The sequence below is a fragment of the Acinetobacter brisouii genome, assembly GCF_008993995.1.
In the GTDB taxonomy this organism is placed as follows: Bacteria; Pseudomonadota; Gammaproteobacteria; order Pseudomonadales; family Moraxellaceae; genus Acinetobacter; species Acinetobacter brisouii_A.
Map to the genome: position 1 here is coordinate 1 of NZ_BKNN01000030.1, position 18,886 is coordinate 18,886.

Sequence of the window (18,886 nt, forward strand, 5' to 3'; positions counted from 1 at the left end):
TAAATCCTATAGAACAGATGTGGGCATGGGTTAAACGTAAGCGTAAAGAATGGTTGATCGACTCAGTCGATGAGTTATTTCGAGTTTTTTTCGAATCTTGTATGAATAATAAAGTAGTTTGACTATATTACTGTCACTTACATCGACGATACCTTTTTTGTCGGCTTGTGGAACGTCTTCTTGACTTAGTCCAACCATATTTCCCACTTTGTGTGTGGCTTTAGAAACGGTTTGACAACCTGTCAGGCAAATGAAAGGGATGAGGCCTAGGCAGATGGATTTTAAAAAATAAGTTTTCATTGTTTTATAGATGAATGATTTAAAAAATATTGTGATGCAAACGTTATAGGTCGATGAAAATTAAAAATTATACTTATCTTGAATAATAAAAAACCGAGCCATAAGACTCGGTTTTTCGCAGTTTAAACTTAGATATCTTCTAAGTTAATGCCTAAGCGTGCTGCAACTTCTTCATAAGCTTCAACAACACCGCCTAAACCTTGACGGAAACGGTCTTTGTCGAGTTTTTTCTTGGTTTCTTTATCCCACAAACGACAGCCGTCTGGAGAGAATTCATCACCAAGTACGATACGGTCATGGAACACACCAAACTCAAGTTTGAAGTCAACCAAAAGCATATCACCTTGATCAAACAAAGCTTTAAGAACGTCATTTACTTTATAAGTCAGTTCTTTCATGCTCTCAAGTTGTTCAGCAGTTGCCCAACCTAAAGCAATCGCTTGAGATTCGTTGACCATTGGGTCGCCAAGCGCGTCATCTTTAAAGAACAATTCGAAAGTAGGAGGAGTTAACTCTTTACCTTCTTCAATGCCCAAGCGACGGCATAAAGAACCCGCTGCATAGTTACGAATCACGCACTCTACAGGAATCATTTTAAGTTTTTTCACTAACACTTCTGTTGGTGTAAGCAATTTCTCAAAATGAGTTTCAATACCAGCAGCAGCCAGTTTTTCCATAATAAAGGCGTTAAAACGGTTGTTCACCTTGCCTTTACGATCTAGTTGCGCGATTTTTTCGCCGTTGAACGCCGAAGCATCGTCACGAAAAACTAAAATCAAGTGGTCTGGACTATCTGTTTCATAAACAGATTTTGCTTTACCTGTATAGAGCAAGGTTTGTTTTAACATGGGATGAACCTGTTTTCAAAAATATACCTAGGGTGACTAGGCTGGCCAATTTTGAGAAATCTGGTCTAACAATGCTTTCGCTTTAGCCTGATCAGCAAAACTGTTATCAGGATTAAATAAAACGAGGGTATTGGTTTTACCAACAGCGGAAAGCTTTAAGACATAGGTATGATCATCGATCTTAATGGTTGCTTCATACCGTGTTTGGCTTTGGCTAATCACGCTGTAATTTAGACTGCTTAGTGTTGCAAGCGTGTACGACCAAATTGTATCAGATTTACCTGTAACTTTCAGTAACGGATTTTGGTTTCCGTCAACTAAAACCACAGGTTTTGGATAATTATCTTGAGCTTCAGTCAAGGCACGGTTCGGAACGACCTCACCCGCACGCGGCATAACAAAACGGTTGCCTTTTTTATTTTCATAATCAGGCGCATGTTGTAATGCCTGTGGGTCAATAATCGGTGCAGGATACAGTGGTGTTGCAGGTCGAGCCATTGAACCTTCAGGGTATTTTAAGGGTTCGATTTGATCGTTCGACTTTTTATAGTTTAAAGAACCATTGTTAATACTGAGCGTATTACTCAAGGTGCTACAACCAGCCAAACTTAAGACTGAAAGTGCAAGGGTTAAACCTAAACGTAACTGCATAATATTGTGCTCTTTAAATAATACCGACGTCTTTTAGCGCCTCACGCAATGGAGCGCGATATTGTTCTGCAAGAGGAGTCAGTGGCAAACGAATACCTGTGCCAATTTGTCCCATTTCATGTAATGCCCATTTCACAGGAATTGGGTTCGATTCGCAAAACAAAATATTGTTTAAATTTGCAATCTTATTGTTGATCTGCTGAGCAATATCTTGATGACCTTGTAATGCAGCAGCACAAAGCTCACTCATCAGTTTTGGTGCAACATTGGCAGTCACAGAAATATTACCATTTGCGCCAAGGCTAATCAGTTCGGCAGCTGTTGCATCATCACCTGAGAAAACAGCCATACGACCTTTTAATGCATCAATCAGTGCTTTACCACGTGCTGTATCGCCAGTCGCATCTTTTACCGCAATAATATTTGAAATATCGGCAAGGCGAAGTACAGTTTCGTTTTGCATGTCGACCCCTGTACGACCAGGAACGTTGTATACAATAATCGGTAAATCAACTGTTTCAGCAATCGCTTTGAAGTGTTGGTATAGACCTTCCTGAGTCGGCTTGTTGTAATAAGGTGTCACGAGAAGTGCGGCATCTGCACCGAGCATGTGCGCTTCTTTGGTCAGTTCAATCGCTTCATGAGTTGAGTTTGCACCAGTACCAGCAATAACAGGGATGCGTTTGTTCACCACACGAATGACTTCTTTAATCACTTGAGTATGTTCAGACATACTTAGGGTTGATGGTTCACCTGTAGTGCCGACTGCAACAATTGCATTAGTACCTTGTTCGACGTGCCACTCAACGAGCTTTTCAAGGTTCTTCCAATCTACGCTGCCATCTTCAAACATAGGGGTGACAAGTGCGACAATTGAGCCTTGAATATTCTGAGCTTGCTGAGTCATTTTGAAAAAATATCCTATTTGACCATCCATGCAATTTTAAAAAAGGATGGTTACTGATTTTTTGAATTTAAGCGGAAAATTCAACGAAATTTTGCGGCAACGTTGAATGTTGCTTACTCAAATTATGACTGAACATGGTATGAAGAACAATATACTTTCGTTAAAGCTTGAGAAAACTTTTGAGACATTTTTTAATCAGTTTGTGTCAAAAGTCTCGTTGTTGATAAATTTAACAAAAAGATCGAGTTAAACCATGTAGCTCAGGTTTTGTTTTGTAAAGTATTGGCTAAAATCTCGGCATACCCGAATCTTGAGGAAAATAAAAATGCATCTACAACATAGCGCACTGATTGTAGTCGATATTCAAAATGGCTTTACACCAAACGGGCATTTGGCTGTTGCAAACAGTGATCAGATTATTCCCTTGGTCAATCAGTTGGCTGAAAAATTCCAGCATGTGGTACTCACACAAGACTGGCACCCTGCCAATCATATTTCCTTTGCTGAAAATCATGCTGGTAAGCAGCCTTTTGATACCATTCAGCTCGATTATGGAACACAAGTGCTGTGGCCAAGTCACTGTGTGCAAGGGACACAGGATGCTGAGCTGCATCCTGACTTAAATATTCCACATGCACAGCTTATTATCCGTAAAGGCTGGCATGTAGAGATTGACAGTTACTCGGCTTTTTTGGAAGCAGACCAGAAAACCACAACAGGTTTGGCAGGCTATTTGAGAGAGTGTGGAATTGAAACGGTTTATGTGGTTGGAATTGCAACAGATTTTTGTGTGGCATGGACAGCCATGGACGCTGTAAAACTGGGTTTTCAGACCTATGTGATTGAAGATGCCACCGCAGCCATCGACTTAAATGGTTCATTACAGCAGGCATGGGCGGCGATGCAGGGCTTAGGGGTGATTCCTTTGCAGTCAAATCAATTATAAATGCAAAAGAGCATTGAACCTCTCCTCGGTAAAATTTAACCATGACTGAGGTGGATATTTTTTGATAATTCTATTGAATGCTAAAAAACCGAGATTTCTTTCTATTTTATTTTTGAGATGATGCTGCAAGCCTCGTTTGCAGCGTGATTTCATGAAATTATTTTTATCGATGATTCAGTTTGTGCAAAAAAGTTTTTCACTGCTAAACCGCAGGCATAAAAAAACCAGTCATCGAATGGGCGAGACTGGTTTCTTTAATTGGCTGTCTGAACGATTATTCAGAAAGATCAACACACAAGTATTTCATTTCGAGATACTCTTCGATGCCGAACTTCGAACCTTCACGTCCAAGACCTGATTGTTTTACACCGCCAAATGGTGCAATTTCGTTGGAGATCGCACCCGTGTTGATGCCGACCATACCATATTCGAGTGCTTCACCGACACGCCATTGACGTGCTGTGTTCTGAGTGAACAAGTAAGCTGCCAAGCCAAACTCAGTGTCGTTTGCCATTGCCACAGCTTCGTCTTCAGTTTTGAAGCGGAACAATGGTGCAAGCGGACCAAACGTTTCTTCTTTAGCGACTTTCATGTCTTGTGTCACGCCAGTTAACACAGTTGGTTCAAAGAATGTTGCACCAAGCTCAGAACGCTTACCGCCAATGCGGATTTGAGCGCCTTTAGCCACGGCATCATCAATATGTGATTGAACTTTAGCGACTGCTTTTTCGTCAATCAATGGACCTTGCGTTGAACCTTCATGACGACCGTCACCCACTTTCAACTGTTTAGCCACAGTTTCAACGAGGCGTTCAGCCAAAGCATCATAAATGCCGTCCTGAACATAGATACGGTTTGCGCAGACACAAGTTTGACCGCTGTTACGGTATTTGCTTGCCATGATGCCTTGAACCGCTTGATCCAAGTTTGCGTCATCAAAAATCAAGACAGGTGCGTTACCGCCCAATTCAAGAGAAAGTTTCTTGATGGTTGGTGCACATTGTTGCATCAAGATACGACCCACTTGGGTTGAACCTGTGAAGCTGAGTTTACGCACGATGTCGCTGTCACATAAAGTTTTGCCGACTTCTGCTGCATCACCGCTGATGTTGATTAGAACATCTACAGGTAAGCCAGCTTGTAGTGCAAGCACTTCAAGAGCATACGCAGTTAACGGCGTTTGTTCTGCTGGTTTAACCAACATCGAACAACCTGCTGCAATGGCTGGCGCTGCTTTACGGGTGATCATTGCCGCTGGGAAGTTCCAAGGCGTAATCGCCGCCGTCACACCAATGCCTTGTTTAATCACAAGTAAGCGTTGTTGTGGTTGAGTTGATGGTAAAACTTCGCCATCAATACGACGTGCCTGCTCCGCAAACCAACGAATGAAAGAGGCTGCATAACCAATCTCGCCACGTGCTTCAGCCAGTGGTTTGCCTTGCTCAGCGGTTAAGATTTGTGCCAAATCTTCTTTGTGAGCAAGCATGAGGTTGTACCATGCCCAGAGTACGTCTGCACGTGCAGTCACAGTTTGCTTTTTCCAAGCCGCCTGTGCTTTTTCAGAACGTAAAATGGCTGCTTCGACAGCTGCGCTGTCGTAGGTTTTCACCCACGCCAGCGTTTCACCTGTAGCAGCGTCATTCACTTCGATATAGTCGTCTGAAGTAGGTGCTTCAAACGTAATATCTGGGTGTTTTAGCAAATACTGCAAGTTAGTTTGGATCATGCAGATTGCTCCGCTACATTTGTTGCGTTCAAAGTTGCAAAACCTTGTTTCAAGATGTCTAGACCTTGACGGAATTGTTCAACTGGAATAGTCAATGGATACAAGAAGCGGATTACGTTACCGTATTTACCACAAGTTAGAATCAATAGACCATTTGCCATTGCGTGGTTTTGAACTGCTTTTGCTTGTTCAGCCGTTTCAAGTTCAACAGCAATCATTGAACCTAAAGCACGGATGTGAGTCACGACATCGCCAGTCGCTGCTTTGATGTCTTCTAAAGTTGCAACAAGCTCAGCACCCAATTCGTTTGCACGTTCGCAAAGGTTTTCGCCTTCAATCACGTCGATGACTGCGTGAGCAGCAGCAACTGCAACTGGGCTACCTGCATAAGTACCACCTAAACCACCTGGATTTGGAGCATCCATGACTTCAGCACGGCCAACAACGCCAGAGATTGGGAAACCGCCGCCTAAGCTTTTCGCCATCGTGATCAAGTCAGCTTTAGTGTCGTAGTGGTTCATTGCGAACAATTTACCAGTACGTGCAAAACCTGATTGAACTTCGTCAGCAACTAACAAAATACCGTGTTTGTCGCAAAGTGCACGAAGACGTTTTAAGAATTCAGCAGGAACAACGTTGAAACCACCTTCACCTTGAACTGGCTCAAGAACGATTGCTGCAACGTCATGCGCTGCAACGTCTTCACTGAAAATGTTTTCGATGCTTTCGATCGCGTCTTCAATAGACACGCCTTTTGCAGGAACTGGGTAACGTGCGTGGAATACGCCAGCAGGCATAACACCGAAGTCACGTTTGTAAGGTGCAGTTTTACCAGTCATTGCCATCGTCATGAAAGAACGACCGTGGAAACCGTTACCAAAAGTAATGATGCCGTGACGACCTGTGTAAGCACGTGCAATTTTCACTGCATTTTCTACAGCTTCAGCACCTGTAGAGAAGAATGTCGTTTTTGCAGGGCCTTCGATTGGCGCACGTTCGTTAATACGTTCAGCCAAAGCCACATAACTTTCGTAAGGAACAACTTGGTAAGCAGTGTGCGTGAATTTAGTTAACTGTTCAGTTACAGCAGCAATCACTTTTGGGTGACGGTGACCTGTGTTTAGTACCGCGATACCACCAGCAAAGTCGATAAATTGATTGCCTTCAGCATCCCAAAGAGTTGAGTTTTCTGCTTTTTCTGCATACCACTGACACATTACACCTACGCCACGTGGAGTCGCTTGTTGTTTGCGCTCGTTCAGTGCAGTATGTTTATCGCTCATGTTAATCCCTCATTTTCGTCATCGGTTACAGCTTGTACGCATGTATAGCATCATGATCAGTCATGATAGTTTACAATAACTGTGTATCGCTATAATTTCGCGCTTTAGGCGGCAAGTAACGAGAGCCACTTTAATACAGAAGGAGAGAGCCAATTGCGTAGCCTACTTGGAGATCATTTGTTGCAACGATTACAACAAGACACCGAGGGTACGCTACATCAACGGTTATTTCGTTGTTTGCGTAGTGCCATTGTGGAAGGGGTATTGCAGCCCAAAACTCGCTTGCCTGCATCGCGTGATTTGGCAGGGGAAATTCATGTGTCGCGAAATACGGTGCTTTCAGCCTATGAACAGCTACAAGCTGAAGGTTATGTTGAGGCACGAACAGGACATGGCACATGGGTGGCGGAGAAGCTGCCAGAAGCTTTTTTAAATAGTCAGAAAAAGCAAACCCCGTTGCATCTGCAATCCACCAATCATAGCTATACTTTGTCACACCGCGGGGCGAGTTTGGTTGGCTATGCTGCTGCATCTCCGCATCAGTGGGGGGCATTTGTGCCGGGTGCACCCGATGTCACCGAATTTCCACATCATGTTTTTAGTCGAATTCAAGCCCGTTTAAGCCGTGAACCAGACATTAACCGTCTGATTTACAGTAATGCTGGGGGCTGTGTCGAGCTGCGTAGTGCTTTGGCAGATTATTTGCGTGTGGCGCGTTCAGTGCAGTGTGATGTTGACCAAATTATTATTACCGAAGGCATTCACCAAGGTTTTGACTTAGTCTCTCGTGCACTGAGTGATATTGGGGATCATGTCTGGATTGAAGATCCTGCGTATTGGGGAATGTGTAATACCTTGCGGATTAATGGCTTGCATTTGCGTCCAATGCCTGTCGATATTGAAGGGATTATTCCTGAGGATAATCCAAAGCAAGCACCAAAACTGATTTTTGTGACACCATCGCATCAATATCCACTGGGTTCACACCTGAGTCTGGCACGTCGTAAGCAGCTTTTGAGCATTGCACGTCAGCATGGGAGCTGGATCATTGAAGATGATTATGACAGTGAATTCCGTTTTTCAGGGCAGCCGTATCCATCTTTACAAGGCTTAGAACCTGATGCACCTGTGATTTACATGGGAACCTTTAGTAAAACCATTTATCCAGCATTGCGCGTGGGGTATATGGTGGTACCAAAATCATTATTTTCACCTTTACGGATTGTGGCGGCTGAGCTGTATCGTGGTGGGCATTTGCTGGTGCAAAAGGCACTGGCTGAATTCATTCGTGAAGGGCACTATGAAGCGCATATTCGTCGTATGCGGTTGCTGTACGGCAAGCGCCGTTCATTCCTGATTGATCTGATTTATCGTTATTTAGGTAAAGAATTTCTGCATGAATACGATGAAGCTTCAGGTCTGCATTTGGTGATGAAGTTACCTACTTACTGTGATGATGTCGCAATCGCGACCAAAGCCTTAGAACGTGGCGTCAAAGTACGTCCATTGTCACAATACTATATGCAGTCACATGCGCGTGCGCAGCGTGGTTTATTGATGGGTTTTGCCTGTGTCAATGAAAAAGACATGGTGATGGCATTTGGCGTGTTGTTACAGTGCTTGCGTGAAGCAGGTGTGCCGACCCTGAACTAAAAATAAAAAAACAAGGAGATCGCCAAATCTCCTTGTTTCCCTTGGTCGTGAGACCAACTTGATGCCGCCGAAAAAATAAAGCTTATGCAATATTTGCTTGGTCAGAAGTCAGGGAGAGCCGTTTAACTGTACCCATGCCAAGCACAGTAAATGAAGACAACCTCACCAATTTATTTTTTCGTCACCACCAATCTGTTGATACAGGCAGACCAAGCTGCCTGTATTGAGTTTGCTGTTTATTTACTCTCGGCAGCAGCAGAAATTGTTTTTTCGCTGCGACGTTTAGTCACGATTAGACCTGAAATCACAACCAGTACGCTGAGAATTGCGGTTGAAGTAATCTCATGGGTATGTGCTGGGTCAAATGCCATAATACCCAGTGCTGCGATGATGAAGACAATCACTGCCCAAGTTAAGTAAGGGAAGAACCACATTTTCATTGTTAATGGTTTGCCCGCAGCAACCAGTTTTTTACGCATAGCCAATTGTGAGCATGCAATCACCAAGTAAACCAACAATGCGATTGCGCCAGAGCTGTCAAGCAAGAAGCTGAATACGGCTTTTGGTGCTGCGTAGTTGGCAAAGGTACAGATGAATGCCACGGCAGTTGAAAGCAATACAGCAGCGACAGGGGTATGTTGTTTGTTCACACGTTTGGTGAATGCAGGTGCATCACCACGAACACCCAATGAATACACCATACGAGATGCTGTGTAGAGTGCTGAGTTCAAGCAGCTTGCAACCGAAGTCAGAACTACGATATCAACCAAAAGTTTTGCATGTGGCACGTGTAGTGAAGCTAATACAGTTTGATATGAACCCATATCTGGTAAGCGTGGGTCATTCCAAGGTACAAGTGCAATCACAATGAAGATTGACACGATATAGAACAACGCAATACGCCAAATCACAGAGTTTGTTGCTTTAGTGATTTGATGTTCAGGGTCTTTCGACTCGCTTGCTGCAATCGTGACAATTTCAGAACCCATAAATGAGAACATGGTGGTTAAAAGAGCTGCCAAGACTGGCCCCCAACCATTTGGCATAAAACCACCATGATCCCATAGGTGTTTAACCCCGCTAACTTCTGGATTTGGAGAGAAACCAAAGACAGCTGCGCAACCAAAGATAATAAATGCAATGATTGAAACAACTTTGATTAATGCAAACCAGAACTCAAATTCACCGTAATTTTTTACGCTAAATAAGTTCGTTACAGTCAGAGCGGCAGTAATAAGGAAAGTAAGTAGCCAGATTGGAGCATCTGGCATCCAAGAATTAATAATGGCAGCAGCAGCATTGGCTTCAAATGGAATCACCAATACCCAGAACCACCAGTATAACCAACCAATGGTAAATCCAGCCCATTTACCAATTGAACGGTCAGCATAGGTTGAGAAAGAACCGCTATCTGGTTGAGAAACGGCCATTTCACCGAGCATACGCATCACGAGAACGACCAGTGTTCCTGCAATGATATACGCTAAAATAGCCGCAGGCCCAGCCGCAGCAATGGCATGTCCTGAACCAACAAACAGACCTGCACCAATTGCTCCCGCAATTGATAACATGGTGACATGGCGATTTTTTAAGCCTTGAGAGAGAGGCTTCATTTGCTTGCGTCATAAAAAAACCTTCAAAAATAAAAAAATGAATTTATATCAAACCCACATTTGCCCTAGGGCACTATGGGTACGCAGCAAGGACTAGCCTAACTACTCTGCAAGGAAAAATGAGAGTGAAAATGTGTCGATCTCATCACTGAGACCGACACGACATTGGTTAAACCAACGACCCCAAAATTTTGAAAAAAAGCTGTCTGAGCAAATTTGCGACGACCGCAAATAGCGGCATGCACATGAAAAATTTGATGTGTTGCCATACGATTTTCCTTAATTCATAACTTAGATACTTAGATTTTCATGTGGTGATGAGCACAATCCAATCTGACCAATTTGCTTTCTCCTAAGTTGAATCTACCGAAGGACGTGGCTTTTAACATGAGATCACATTTGTGTCTGTATACATCCAGTAACTTTAATTTGTCGTTTCGTTGTTGAATAAACTAGAGCCATTTCTCGATGTAAGGAAAGAGCCAATTCTATAATTAAACTTACAAATTGGTTCTATTGATTTAAAAAAGTGTGATTTTTCTAGTTTGTTTTGATCATTTGGTTTTTTTATTTCTTTTAAAATTATTTATATACAAAAAACATATTGAACGATATTACTATTTTAAGTAAGTGTGAAAATTCGATTAAATATCATTTTTAAAAATACTAAAAATTTTTTAATAAAATAATTGAATTGGCTCCTTTAAACTAAATTTTGTAAGAAATAGGTTGATTGCACTCTATTGGGGCGAATTAAAATCATGAGCCGATAAAACATAAAGTGCCTTAAAGTGGTTCATCGTAGCAAAGAGAGCTATGTAAGTGTTTAATCATGGTGCATTATTCTATGTTTGCTTGAATGTGGAGAAAGGTCTGAAAGGTCGAGAGATTTTATAAACCAATAAAAAAAGCCCACATCTGTGGTAATGCCAGTCAGTTAAGCTGATTGGCATTTTTTCTTTGGATATTTTGCAGGTTTTCCTTTAACTACTCTTGGACACAGCCTATGCCTTTTTTCAGGTAATACATACATTTTTGAACTTTCTAATAAATGCTCTAAATGTCTAGGCAAATTACCTGCCGACTCTAAAGGCGTATGCCTCAATATATTGATAATACTCATTGATGCGATATGAAAACTGATCTTTAATGGACTGACCTTGGCGCGTTCAGCCATAAATCTCATCTGTCGTCTTAATACATTATAGGCAATCAATACGCCCCATAATTCCTGATAAACCAAATCAGGCTGCTTACTTCTTAACGTCTGACTATCTTGTAAATCACTTTTAATTTCCCGATAGCACATCTCAATCTCCCAACGTTGGACGTAAAGCATCGCAACCTCTTTGGGTGGATAGGCTTTAGAATCCATTAAAGATGTGATGTATCGTCTAGTTTTGCCTAAATGTTCGATTTCTATTAAACGAGCTTCCCAATATTCTCCCAATAATGGATTCAGTTTCTTCGCTCTAGGTGAAATAGGCATTCTGATGTGAGCATCATGTTTTGAGTGTTGTTTTATAATTTCATAGCGTAAATTATCTTTGGCTCGCATCAGCCAATGACGGCTTTCTGTTTGGGAATGCCAATTGATGAGAAAATCAGCGGAGAAATAAGCGCGATCAAATAAAGTGATACTTTGAGCAGGCGCTTTAAGTTGACTGGCTAACGTCAGTTCTCCCTGATCCATACTGCCGAGTTGAGCATCGATGATTTCATGCGTATTGGTATTCACCAAGCAGGTTGCCCTCACTTGAGGATAAGGAGCAGAAGCGTTTTTACCTTTCGATGAGCCAAAGTGATTCAAGTTTTCTTGTGTATGTGGCATAGACCAGACAATACCATCAACTGCACATATACGAAGACCATGAAAATCTGAATGTTGTTGCTGTGAATCTTGAAACCATGCTTGGCTAAGCGTGGAAAACAGTGCCTGCAAGGGCTCCAATCCCAAACGTTGTCGAGCTTGTACAGATGCACTGGGAACACAATATTGCGTTGTACCAAAGACAAGTTGCAACTGTTGAACAACATACCAAATGGGTTGATCTCGAAATAGGGCAAGACCAATCACCAGCCATACCACATGTTCAGCAGGGAGTTTTCTCTTTCGGATAGATGCCTTGCCTGTTTCTTTTAAACAAGCTTTGATCCAATTTAAATCAATGAGTTCATTGAAATGTGAGAGTGAGGGTAATGTTTGTTGGCGTGTTAAATCTAAATGATGTGATAAATTCATAAAAAAATGAGTGTATTTGCATACACTCATTTTTACAGCAATTTATCTTTTTTTGCTTAACTGACTGGCATTACTACATCAGTAAAGGCTTTTATTTAAAAACTTAATCTTTTAAGACACTTTATCACCTGGTTTAGCGCCAGATTCAGGTGAAATCACCCAAACACCTTCACCATTGCCTGCTGCAAGCACCATCCCGTTTGAAATACCAAAACGCATTTTGCGTGGTGCAAGGTTCGCCACCAACACAACAAGTTTATCTTTCAGGTCTTCAGGTGCGTAAAACTCACGAATACCGCTAAACACATTACGTGGTTCAGCTTCACCTGCATCTAAAGTCAGTTGAAGAAGTTTATCCGAACCTTCAACCGTTGCAGCTTCCAATACTTTCGCAACACGTAGGTCGATCTTGATAAAATCTTCAATACCAATGATTTCAGCTTCACCAATTTTCGGTTCAGCTTTTTTCTCTTTGGCTTTTTCTTTTTTCTTTTCCGCTTTTACAGGTTCAGCCGCAGGCGCACCTAAAGACTCTTTCGATTCGTCCACCATCGCTGCAACTGCTTTAGGGTCAACACGTTGCATTAAGGCTTGGAACGCTGCAATTTCATGACCTGTCAAAATCGTTTTACGTGATTCAAAGTTGAAGCTGTCGAGTTTCAAGAAAGCTTGAACTTGGTTTGCCAATTCAGGTAAGACTGGCGCAAGGTAAACAGCCAACTGACGGAACAGGTTAATCCCGACAGAGCAGACATCATGCACTTGTTGTTCTTGACCTTCTTGCTTTGCAAGCGCCCACGGTTTTTTCTCGTCGATGTATTGGTTGGCACGGTCAGCCAATGCCATGATTTCACGAATCGCCGCAGAAAATTCACGATCTTCATAGGCTTGAGCAATCGAATCGCCCGCATCAATAAAGCTTTGAACTAACTCTGCTTCAGCACATTCGCTCGATAAGGTATCGTTAAATTTGGTGTTGATGAACTTGGCACAACGGCTGGCGATATTCACCACTTTACCCACAAGGTCAGAGTTCACTTTTTGAATAAAGTCATCCAAGTTCAAGTCTGAATCTTCAACTTTGTCAGAAAGTTTAGACGCGAAGTAATAACGCAAATATTCAGGGTTCAAATGCTGTAAATACGTTTCAGCTTTAATGAATGTACCGCGTGATTTCGACATTTTCTGACCGTTAACTGTCAAGAAACCATTCACGAATAAACCTGTTGGCGTGCGGTAGTTTGCACCTTCAAGCATTGCAGGCCAGAACAGGGCGTGGAAGTAAACAATGTCTTTACCAATGAAGTGATAGACTTCATTTTCACTGTCTTTTTTCCAGTAGTCGTCAAAGTTCAAATCTGGGCGCTTGGTTTTAATGTAGTTTTCAAAACTCGACATATAACCGATTGGCGCATCGACCCACACATAAAAGTATTTGTTTGGCGCATCTGGAATTTCAAAACCGAAATATGGCGCATCACGCGAAATATCCCAGTCTGCCAAGCCTGCATCGAACCATTCATCGAGCTTGTTGGCAATTGAAACAGGTAGACGACCTTGGTCACGTGTCCATTTTTGTAGGTATTCTGAGAAGTTTGGCAACTTGAAGAAGTAATGGTCTGATGATTTCTCAACAGGGGTTGCACCGCTTAGTGTAGAACGTGGATTTAACAGTTCAGTGGCGTTGTAGGTTGTACCGCAAACTTCACATGAGTCGCCGTATTGGTCTTCGGCTTTACATTTCGGGCATGTGCCTTTAATAAAACGGTCAGACAGGAACATTTGTTTTTCTGGGTCAAACAACTGTGTCACAGGGCGAATCGCGATGTTGCCTGCTTCACGGTTTTTAACATAAATTTCTTGAGAACGGGCTTTGTTGGTATCGCTATGGGTTGAGTCATAGTGGTCAAAGCTAATGCCAAAACCTGCAAAATCACGTTCATGTTCTTTTTGGACATTGGCGATTTGCTGTTCTGGAGAAATGCCATTGGCTTCGGCACGTAGCATGATGGCAGTACCGTGAGCATCATCCGCACAGACATAAGTCACATCATGACCTAATGCACGCATGGCACGAACCCAAATATCCGCTTGGATATAACCGAGTAAGTGACCCATATGAATTGGACCATTGGCATAAGGAAGGGCATTGGTGACTAAAATTTTACGCACGGAAGTTGTTCTCTCATTCGTATTTACAAGCAAAAGATTGTACCTGAGCGCGGGAAAACAAAGCAACGCTTTGTCTGCGCATTTGGCGAGGGCTGCGCTGAGTATATCGAACTTTGCTGATTTAAGCGGTGAATTCTTTTCAAATTAAAGATTAAGCGAAATCTTCACATTCAGACCAAAATAAAATCTGGGCATTTTTACCAGTCATATTGATCATGGCTATCAATAAAGTTGACTTAAACTTATCTGCAATTACAGTTAAACTAGACCCATTATCTTTCCTGTTGGAGTCAAATATGTCTTGGTTTTCTTCCTTAAAAGCAAAATTTGCCCCATCACAGGAGGTCAAAGAAGAAGAAATCCAGAAAGTCCTCCAAAGTTACTGTTTGCCCAATTCTGAAAATCTACTCAAAGACCGCATTAGTCAGGTCAATTTACAGGGTCAGATTTTACAGCTCACCATCAATACTCATCCGAGCGAAGCTGAACAATTACAGCAAATTCATGATGAGCTTGCCGATGCCCTCGAAAAATGTGGCATTCAGGAACTCAATTTACATGTGATTCAGCAAAAAACAGGACAAGCAACATCGGGCGGTTGTGGCAGTCAGCAACATGGTGAAGCAGGGCATAGCTGTTCATCGAAACCGAAAGCGGAAGCAAGCAATTTACCCCCTGTGGTCGATGCTTCAGGTCAGGCAGCCCAAGCTGAACCCGCAGAAACAGATCCCAATAATCCACCGATTCAAAAAGCTGCACCACAGCAGCGTGATGTGCCAAAGCACCCACGTATTCAGCATGTGATCTTGGTGTCTTCGGGTAAAGGTGGTGTTGGTAAATCAACCACGACTGTGAATTTGGCTTTGGGCTTGCAAAAACTGGGCTTAAAAGTCGGTGTGCTTGATGCTGACATTTATGGTCCAAGTATTCCAACCATGCTAGGCAATGCAGGGCAAACCCCACTGATTGAAAATGAACACTTTGTCCCTTTAGAAGCGTATGGCATGCCTGTGTTGTCGATTGGACATTTAACGGGCGATAACAATACGCCTGTCGCTTGGCGTGGGCCAAAAGCAACAGGTGCGTTAATGCAATTGTTCAACCAAACTTTGTGGCCAAATCTCGATGTACTCATGATCGACATGCCACCGGGTACGGGTGACATCCAGTTGACCTTGGCACAGCGTATACCAGTATCGGGCGCTGTGATTGTGACGACACCGCAAAATGTAGCGCTACTTGATGCGACCAAGGGCATTGAACTGTTTAACCGCGTACAAATTCCAGTGCTGGGTGTAGTGGAAAATATGTCGACCCATATCTGCTCAAACTGTGGTTTTGAAGAACAGATTTTTGGACAGGGTGGTGGCGATCAACTCGCGCAGCAATATGACATTCCACTGTTAGGTCGTTTACCGCTGAATGCCAAAATTCGGGAAAATGCCGATAAGGGTGAACCGAGTGTCGTGGCAAACGATGAAGCAGCCGATAGCTATCTGCAAATTGCCAATCAGCTTTTGCAATATATTCAAAAGCTGCCAAAAGCAGATAAAGATCAAAACCGTATTTTTTAATGCTTAAGCCCGATGTTTCGCATCGGGCTTTTTTGTGGGGGATTCTGATATGCAACAACCGTTAATTATTCAAGGGGCGCTACCTGTTGAATGTGAATATCTTGCCCGTCAATTAACCCATGTCGAAAAGGAAACAGTGGGTGGCTGGGTGTTCTGGAAAGGATTTTATCAGGGCTTTCCGATCATTATTTCTAAAACACGAATGGGTATGACCAATTCTGCTGCTGCAACAGCGATTGCGATTTTAAAATATCAGCCTTGTGCGATTATCAATCAGGGAACTTCAGGTGGGCACGATCCTGCTTTAAATGTATTTGATATCGTCTTGGGAAAGGCCGTTTGTAATATTGGCGCATTTAAAACACCAAAACGCCAACATGGAGAAGGTTCTGACAGCTTAACTTGGGTGGAAGCCTTCGATGTTTTACCTGAGGATGAAACAGATCCCGAACCGATTGCAATTCGTCATTTTCAGGCAGATGAGGGATTACTGAATGCTGCGCAGCAGGTAAAAGCGACGTATACACAAGGCAAAGTGGTTGAGGGTATTATTGGTTCTGCGGATGTTTGGAACAATGAACTGGATCGGATAGCCTTTTTTCGAGAGACTTATGGAACAGTCACAGAAGAAATGGAAGGGGCTTCAGTTGCGCAGGTGGCAACGCAGTTTGCTGTGCCTTTTTTAGCCTTGCGAGTCGTGTCAAATAATCTAACCAATCAGCAAGGCTATGATGCTGCAACAGGGAAAGCCTGTCAGGACTTTGTTTTGAACGTGGTGATTGAATACTTGCAAGCTCGATCGTCTTAAAGCGGGCGTTGGTTTTTACGCCGATTCCAACTACGCAGCACACTCCAACGCCATAACAATTGAGTGGCAATATAGAGCACAATAGCGGTTACTAAAGCTTCAACGATTAATCCCGTCATTAAGATTTTTGCAAGACTAAAGTCAATATGCCCATGTCCAAAATTTTCAATCCAATTGACAATCTGATGCATGACACCCATCAACATTGCTTGGTCGATCATGTGGACTTGAAAGATTTTTGTACCAATCCAAAAACCAATATATAAGATAGGAACGAGCGTAAATGGATTGCTCAGCCAAGCAAGAGCCAAGCTGACAGGTAGGTTAATTTCGAGCAACAAAACAGCTAAGATAATGAAAATACTATGAAAAGGGATAGGAAGTAGCCCGAAAAATGTACCAATAAAAATTGCTTTACAAATCGATTTACGATTGACATACCACAGTAACGGGTTTGCCGTATGCTTGCCAAATAATTTCATCATCTTCATGGATGAAACACGTTCAGGCGAAGGCAACCAAGACTGCAACAGTTGTTTAACCATAAATTCTCAAATTGAATTGATTTAACATCACTCAATATCTATATATTGGGTCATTTTCACTTTATGCAAACAAACTTAGCTAAAGCTTAATTGCAATCGACTTTGGTTTGATTTTGCAAAAGTCATGGAGTGAGCCAACAATTAAAATAGCATAAAATCATATCTGATTGATCATTTTGATGATTTTAGATAATCAAACTAGTCGCCAATGGTCTAATTTAATATCAATAAAATAATAAAAATCAAAATATTGTGAAATTTATTTAAAAGTGGTTACAATTGTATTTTTGCCTTGATGGGCAAAATGCCATACTTTGAGCAGCGATCAACTTTGGAAGTCAGTGGATGATGTCTTGGTTATTTCTTGGTTCGGTAATTACAATTTTATTTACGCCTGGTCCAACCAACACGTTGTTAGCATCTTCAGGTGTGCGTGTAGGTTTAAAAACATCATTAAAACTCATTCCCGCAGAAACTTTAGGATATTTGATTGCGATTACCGCATGGGGACTCATGATTGGCTTGGTTGAGCAACGTTTGCCTGTGCTACCTAAGTTATTACAACTACTCAGCGCCAGTTATATGTTGTATTTGGCAATAAAACTCTGGAAAACAGCCAAGCAAGATCTGAATATGCAGCAAAGCTTAATTTCACCACGTGAGCTCTTGGTTGCAACCTTATTTAACCCCAAAGGTTTAGTATTTGCATCGGTCATTTTCCCAAAAGCCGCATGGCATTATATTTCAGTTTATTTGAGTCATATGAGCCTGTTTTTGTTATTGCTAGCACCGATTGCATTATGCTGGATTATGCTCGGAACGTATTTAACTAAAAATAAAATTTCATGGTTGAATCCATGTAACTTACAACGAACCGCTTCTGTGATGTTGATGTCCTTTTCAATCCCACTCAGCTATTCTGCATTGATTCGTCTATATTGATCATGGTCAAAAAGCTCAATTTCAGTTAAAGTACAACCCAATTAAAGATTGATTTGTGATTTTGGAATAGCTACATGGCCATTAAGTCTGATCGTTGGATTCGCGAAATGAGTGAGCAACACGGTATGATTGAACCGTTTGCACCGAATCAGGTTCGCTATAATGAACAGGGTGAGAAACTGATTTCTTACGGTGTTTCTAGTTATGGTTATGATGTTCGCTGTGCACGCGAATTTAAAGTCTTTACCAATGTACACTCTGCAATTGTTGATCCTAAAAACTTTGATGACAAAAGTTTTATCGATATTGAATCTGATGTTTGTATCATTCCGCCAAACTCTTTTGCATTGGCACGTACAGTGGAGTATTTCCGTATTCCACGTAATGTATTGACCGTCTGTCTAGGTAAATCAACCTATGCACGCTGCGGTATTATTGTGAATGTGACACCGCTTGAACCTGAATGGGAAGGGCACGTGACTTTGGAATTTTCAAACACCACTAATTTACCAGCACGTATTTATGCAGGTGAAGGTGTTGCGCAAATGCTGTTCTTTGAATCAGATGAAGTTTGTGAAACTTCTTATAAAGATCGTGGTGGTAAATACCAAGGTCAGCAAGGTGTAACATTGCCGAAGGCTTAATCACGCGCACGAACAGTCGAATATAAAAAATC

General features: G+C 42.1%; 15 protein-coding genes. 6 read left to right on the forward strand and 9 right to left on the reverse strand.

The features are described from left to right. Nucleotides 1-428 precede the first annotated feature (428 nt). From purC to dapA, 3 genes are read right to left on the reverse strand one after another with little or no spacing between them, the layout of a single operon-like run. Nucleotides 429-1,148: a phosphoribosylaminoimidazolesuccinocarboxamide synthase gene (gene purC / locus GBN19_RS08735; protein ID WP_111895899.1), complete on the reverse strand. Its 720-nt coding sequence runs from the start codon at nt 1,146-1,148 to the stop codon at nt 429-431. A gap of 36 nt (nt 1,149-1,184) precedes the next feature. Continuing rightward, nucleotides 1,185-1,799 carry a lipoprotein-34 precursor (NlpB) gene (locus GBN19_RS08740; RefSeq protein WP_151777870.1) on the reverse strand — a complete coding sequence of 205 codons (615 nt, stop codon included), beginning with the start codon at nt 1,797-1,799 and terminating at the stop codon, nt 1,185-1,187. Nucleotides 1,800-1,812: 13 nt separating this feature from the next. Continuing rightward, complete coding sequence (gene dapA / locus GBN19_RS08745; protein WP_151708394.1) at nt 1,813-2,706, reverse strand: 4-hydroxy-tetrahydrodipicolinate synthase; 894 nt, start codon at nt 2,704-2,706, stop codon at nt 1,813-1,815. 325 nt (nt 2,707-3,031) lie between these two features. Between dapA and pncA the strand changes: the two genes are divergently transcribed. Further along, a complete protein-coding gene (gene pncA, locus GBN19_RS08750; protein ID WP_151777871.1) occupies nt 3,032-3,652 on the forward strand; it encodes a bifunctional nicotinamidase/pyrazinamidase in 621 nt (206 codons plus the stop codon). A gap of 274 nt (nt 3,653-3,926) precedes the next feature. Here the strand turns inward: pncA and GBN19_RS08755 are convergent, their stop codons facing one another. Both GBN19_RS08755 and gabT read right to left on the reverse strand, forming a co-directional pair. Next, nucleotides 3,927-5,378, reverse strand: coding sequence for an NAD-dependent succinate-semialdehyde dehydrogenase (locus tag GBN19_RS08755; RefSeq protein ID WP_151777872.1), 1,452 nt, complete (start codon nt 5,376-5,378; stop codon nt 3,927-3,929). Next, nucleotides 5,375-6,661: a 4-aminobutyrate--2-oxoglutarate transaminase gene (gabT, locus tag GBN19_RS08760; RefSeq protein WP_151777873.1), complete on the reverse strand. Its 1,287-nt coding sequence runs from the start codon at nt 6,659-6,661 to the stop codon at nt 5,375-5,377. Before gabT ends, GBN19_RS08755 begins: the two co-directional genes overlap by 4 nt. Before the next feature lie 153 nt (nt 6,662-6,814). On the opposite strand from gabT, the gene pdxR reads away from it, so the two are divergent. Then, nucleotides 6,815-8,314, forward strand: a complete 1,500-nt coding sequence (pdxR, locus tag GBN19_RS08765; protein ID WP_151777874.1) for a MocR-like pyridoxine biosynthesis transcription factor PdxR — start codon at nt 6,815-6,817, stop codon at nt 8,312-8,314. A 236-nt stretch (nt 8,315-8,550) separates the two neighbouring features. Here pdxR and gabP read toward each other — a convergent pair whose 3' ends face one another. The 3 genes from gabP to metG form a co-directional block, all read right to left on the reverse strand. Next, nucleotides 8,551-9,927 (reverse strand): GABA permease, encoded by a 1,377-nt coding sequence (gene gabP, locus GBN19_RS08770; RefSeq protein ID WP_151777875.1) that lies wholly within the window; start codon nt 9,925-9,927, stop codon nt 8,551-8,553. Nucleotides 9,928-10,864: 937 nt separating this feature from the next. Continuing rightward, on the reverse strand, nt 10,865-12,169 hold the full coding sequence (locus GBN19_RS08775) for an IS4 family transposase (protein ID WP_151777876.1): 1,305 nt from the start codon (nt 12,167-12,169) through the stop codon (nt 10,865-10,867). 111 nt (nt 12,170-12,280) lie between these two features. Beyond that, entirely contained in the window at nt 12,281-14,341 is a 2,061-nt protein-coding gene (gene metG, locus GBN19_RS08780) for a methionine--tRNA ligase (protein ID WP_151777877.1), read from the reverse strand. A 296-nt stretch (nt 14,342-14,637) separates the two neighbouring features. Between metG and apbC the strand changes: the two genes are divergently transcribed. Continuing rightward, nucleotides 14,638-15,915, forward strand: a complete 1,278-nt coding sequence (gene apbC / locus GBN19_RS08785) for an iron-sulfur cluster carrier protein ApbC (protein ID WP_151777878.1) — start codon at nt 14,638-14,640, stop codon at nt 15,913-15,915. A 49-nt stretch (nt 15,916-15,964) separates the two neighbouring features. Beyond that, nucleotides 15,965-16,723 (forward strand): 5'-methylthioadenosine/S-adenosylhomocysteine nucleosidase, encoded by a 759-nt coding sequence (locus GBN19_RS08790; RefSeq protein ID WP_151777879.1) that lies wholly within the window; start codon nt 15,965-15,967, stop codon nt 16,721-16,723. Here GBN19_RS08790 and GBN19_RS08795 read toward each other — a convergent pair. Then, nucleotides 16,720-17,268: a DUF2062 domain-containing protein gene (locus tag GBN19_RS08795; protein WP_151710446.1), complete on the reverse strand. Its 549-nt coding sequence runs from the start codon at nt 17,266-17,268 to the stop codon at nt 16,720-16,722. The genes GBN19_RS08790 and GBN19_RS08795 overlap by 4 nt on opposite strands. A gap of 345 nt (nt 17,269-17,613) precedes the next feature. Between GBN19_RS08795 and GBN19_RS08800 the strand changes: the two genes are divergently transcribed. Continuing rightward, nucleotides 17,614-18,210, forward strand: coding sequence for a LysE family translocator (locus GBN19_RS08800; protein WP_151777880.1), 597 nt, complete (start codon nt 17,614-17,616; stop codon nt 18,208-18,210). A gap of 74 nt (nt 18,211-18,284) precedes the next feature. Continuing rightward, nucleotides 18,285-18,854: a dCTP deaminase gene (gene dcd / locus GBN19_RS08805; RefSeq protein WP_151710448.1), complete on the forward strand. Its 570-nt coding sequence runs from the start codon at nt 18,285-18,287 to the stop codon at nt 18,852-18,854. Nucleotides 18,855-18,886 lie beyond the last annotated feature (32 nt).

Excerpts from the sequence above, each read along its gene's own strand:
- purC (WP_111895899.1), bottom strand. The coding sequence starts at position 1,148 with ATGTTAAAACAAACCTTGCTCTATACAGGTAAAGCAAAATCTGTTTAT.
- GBN19_RS08740 (WP_151777870.1), bottom strand. The coding sequence starts at position 1,799 with ATGCAGTTACGTTTAGGTTTAACCCTTGCACTTTCAGTCTTAAGTTTG.
- dapA (WP_151708394.1), bottom strand. The coding sequence starts at position 2,706 with ATGACTCAGCAAGCTCAGAATATTCAAGGCTCAATTGTCGCACTTGTC.
- pncA (WP_151777871.1), top strand. The coding sequence starts at position 3,032 with ATGCATCTACAACATAGCGCACTGATTGTAGTCGATATTCAAAATGGC.
- GBN19_RS08755 (WP_151777872.1), bottom strand. The coding sequence starts at position 5,378 with ATGATCCAAACTAACTTGCAGTATTTGCTAAAACACCCAGATATTACG.
- gabT (WP_151777873.1), bottom strand. The coding sequence starts at position 6,661 with ATGAGCGATAAACATACTGCACTGAACGAGCGCAAACAACAAGCGACT.
- gabP (WP_151777875.1), bottom strand. The coding sequence starts at position 9,927 with ATGAAGCCTCTCTCTCAAGGCTTAAAAAATCGCCATGTCACCATGTTA.
- GBN19_RS08775 (WP_151777876.1), bottom strand. The coding sequence starts at position 12,169 with ATGAATTTATCACATCATTTAGATTTAACACGCCAACAAACATTACCC.
- apbC (WP_151777878.1), top strand. The coding sequence starts at position 14,638 with ATGTCTTGGTTTTCTTCCTTAAAAGCAAAATTTGCCCCATCACAGGAG.
- GBN19_RS08790 (WP_151777879.1), top strand. The coding sequence starts at position 15,965 with ATGCAACAACCGTTAATTATTCAAGGGGCGCTACCTGTTGAATGTGAA.
- GBN19_RS08795 (WP_151710446.1), bottom strand. The coding sequence starts at position 17,268 with ATGGTTAAACAACTGTTGCAGTCTTGGTTGCCTTCGCCTGAACGTGTT.
- GBN19_RS08800 (WP_151777880.1), top strand. The coding sequence starts at position 17,614 with ATGATGTCTTGGTTATTTCTTGGTTCGGTAATTACAATTTTATTTACG.
- dcd (WP_151710448.1), top strand. The coding sequence starts at position 18,285 with ATGGCCATTAAGTCTGATCGTTGGATTCGCGAAATGAGTGAGCAACAC.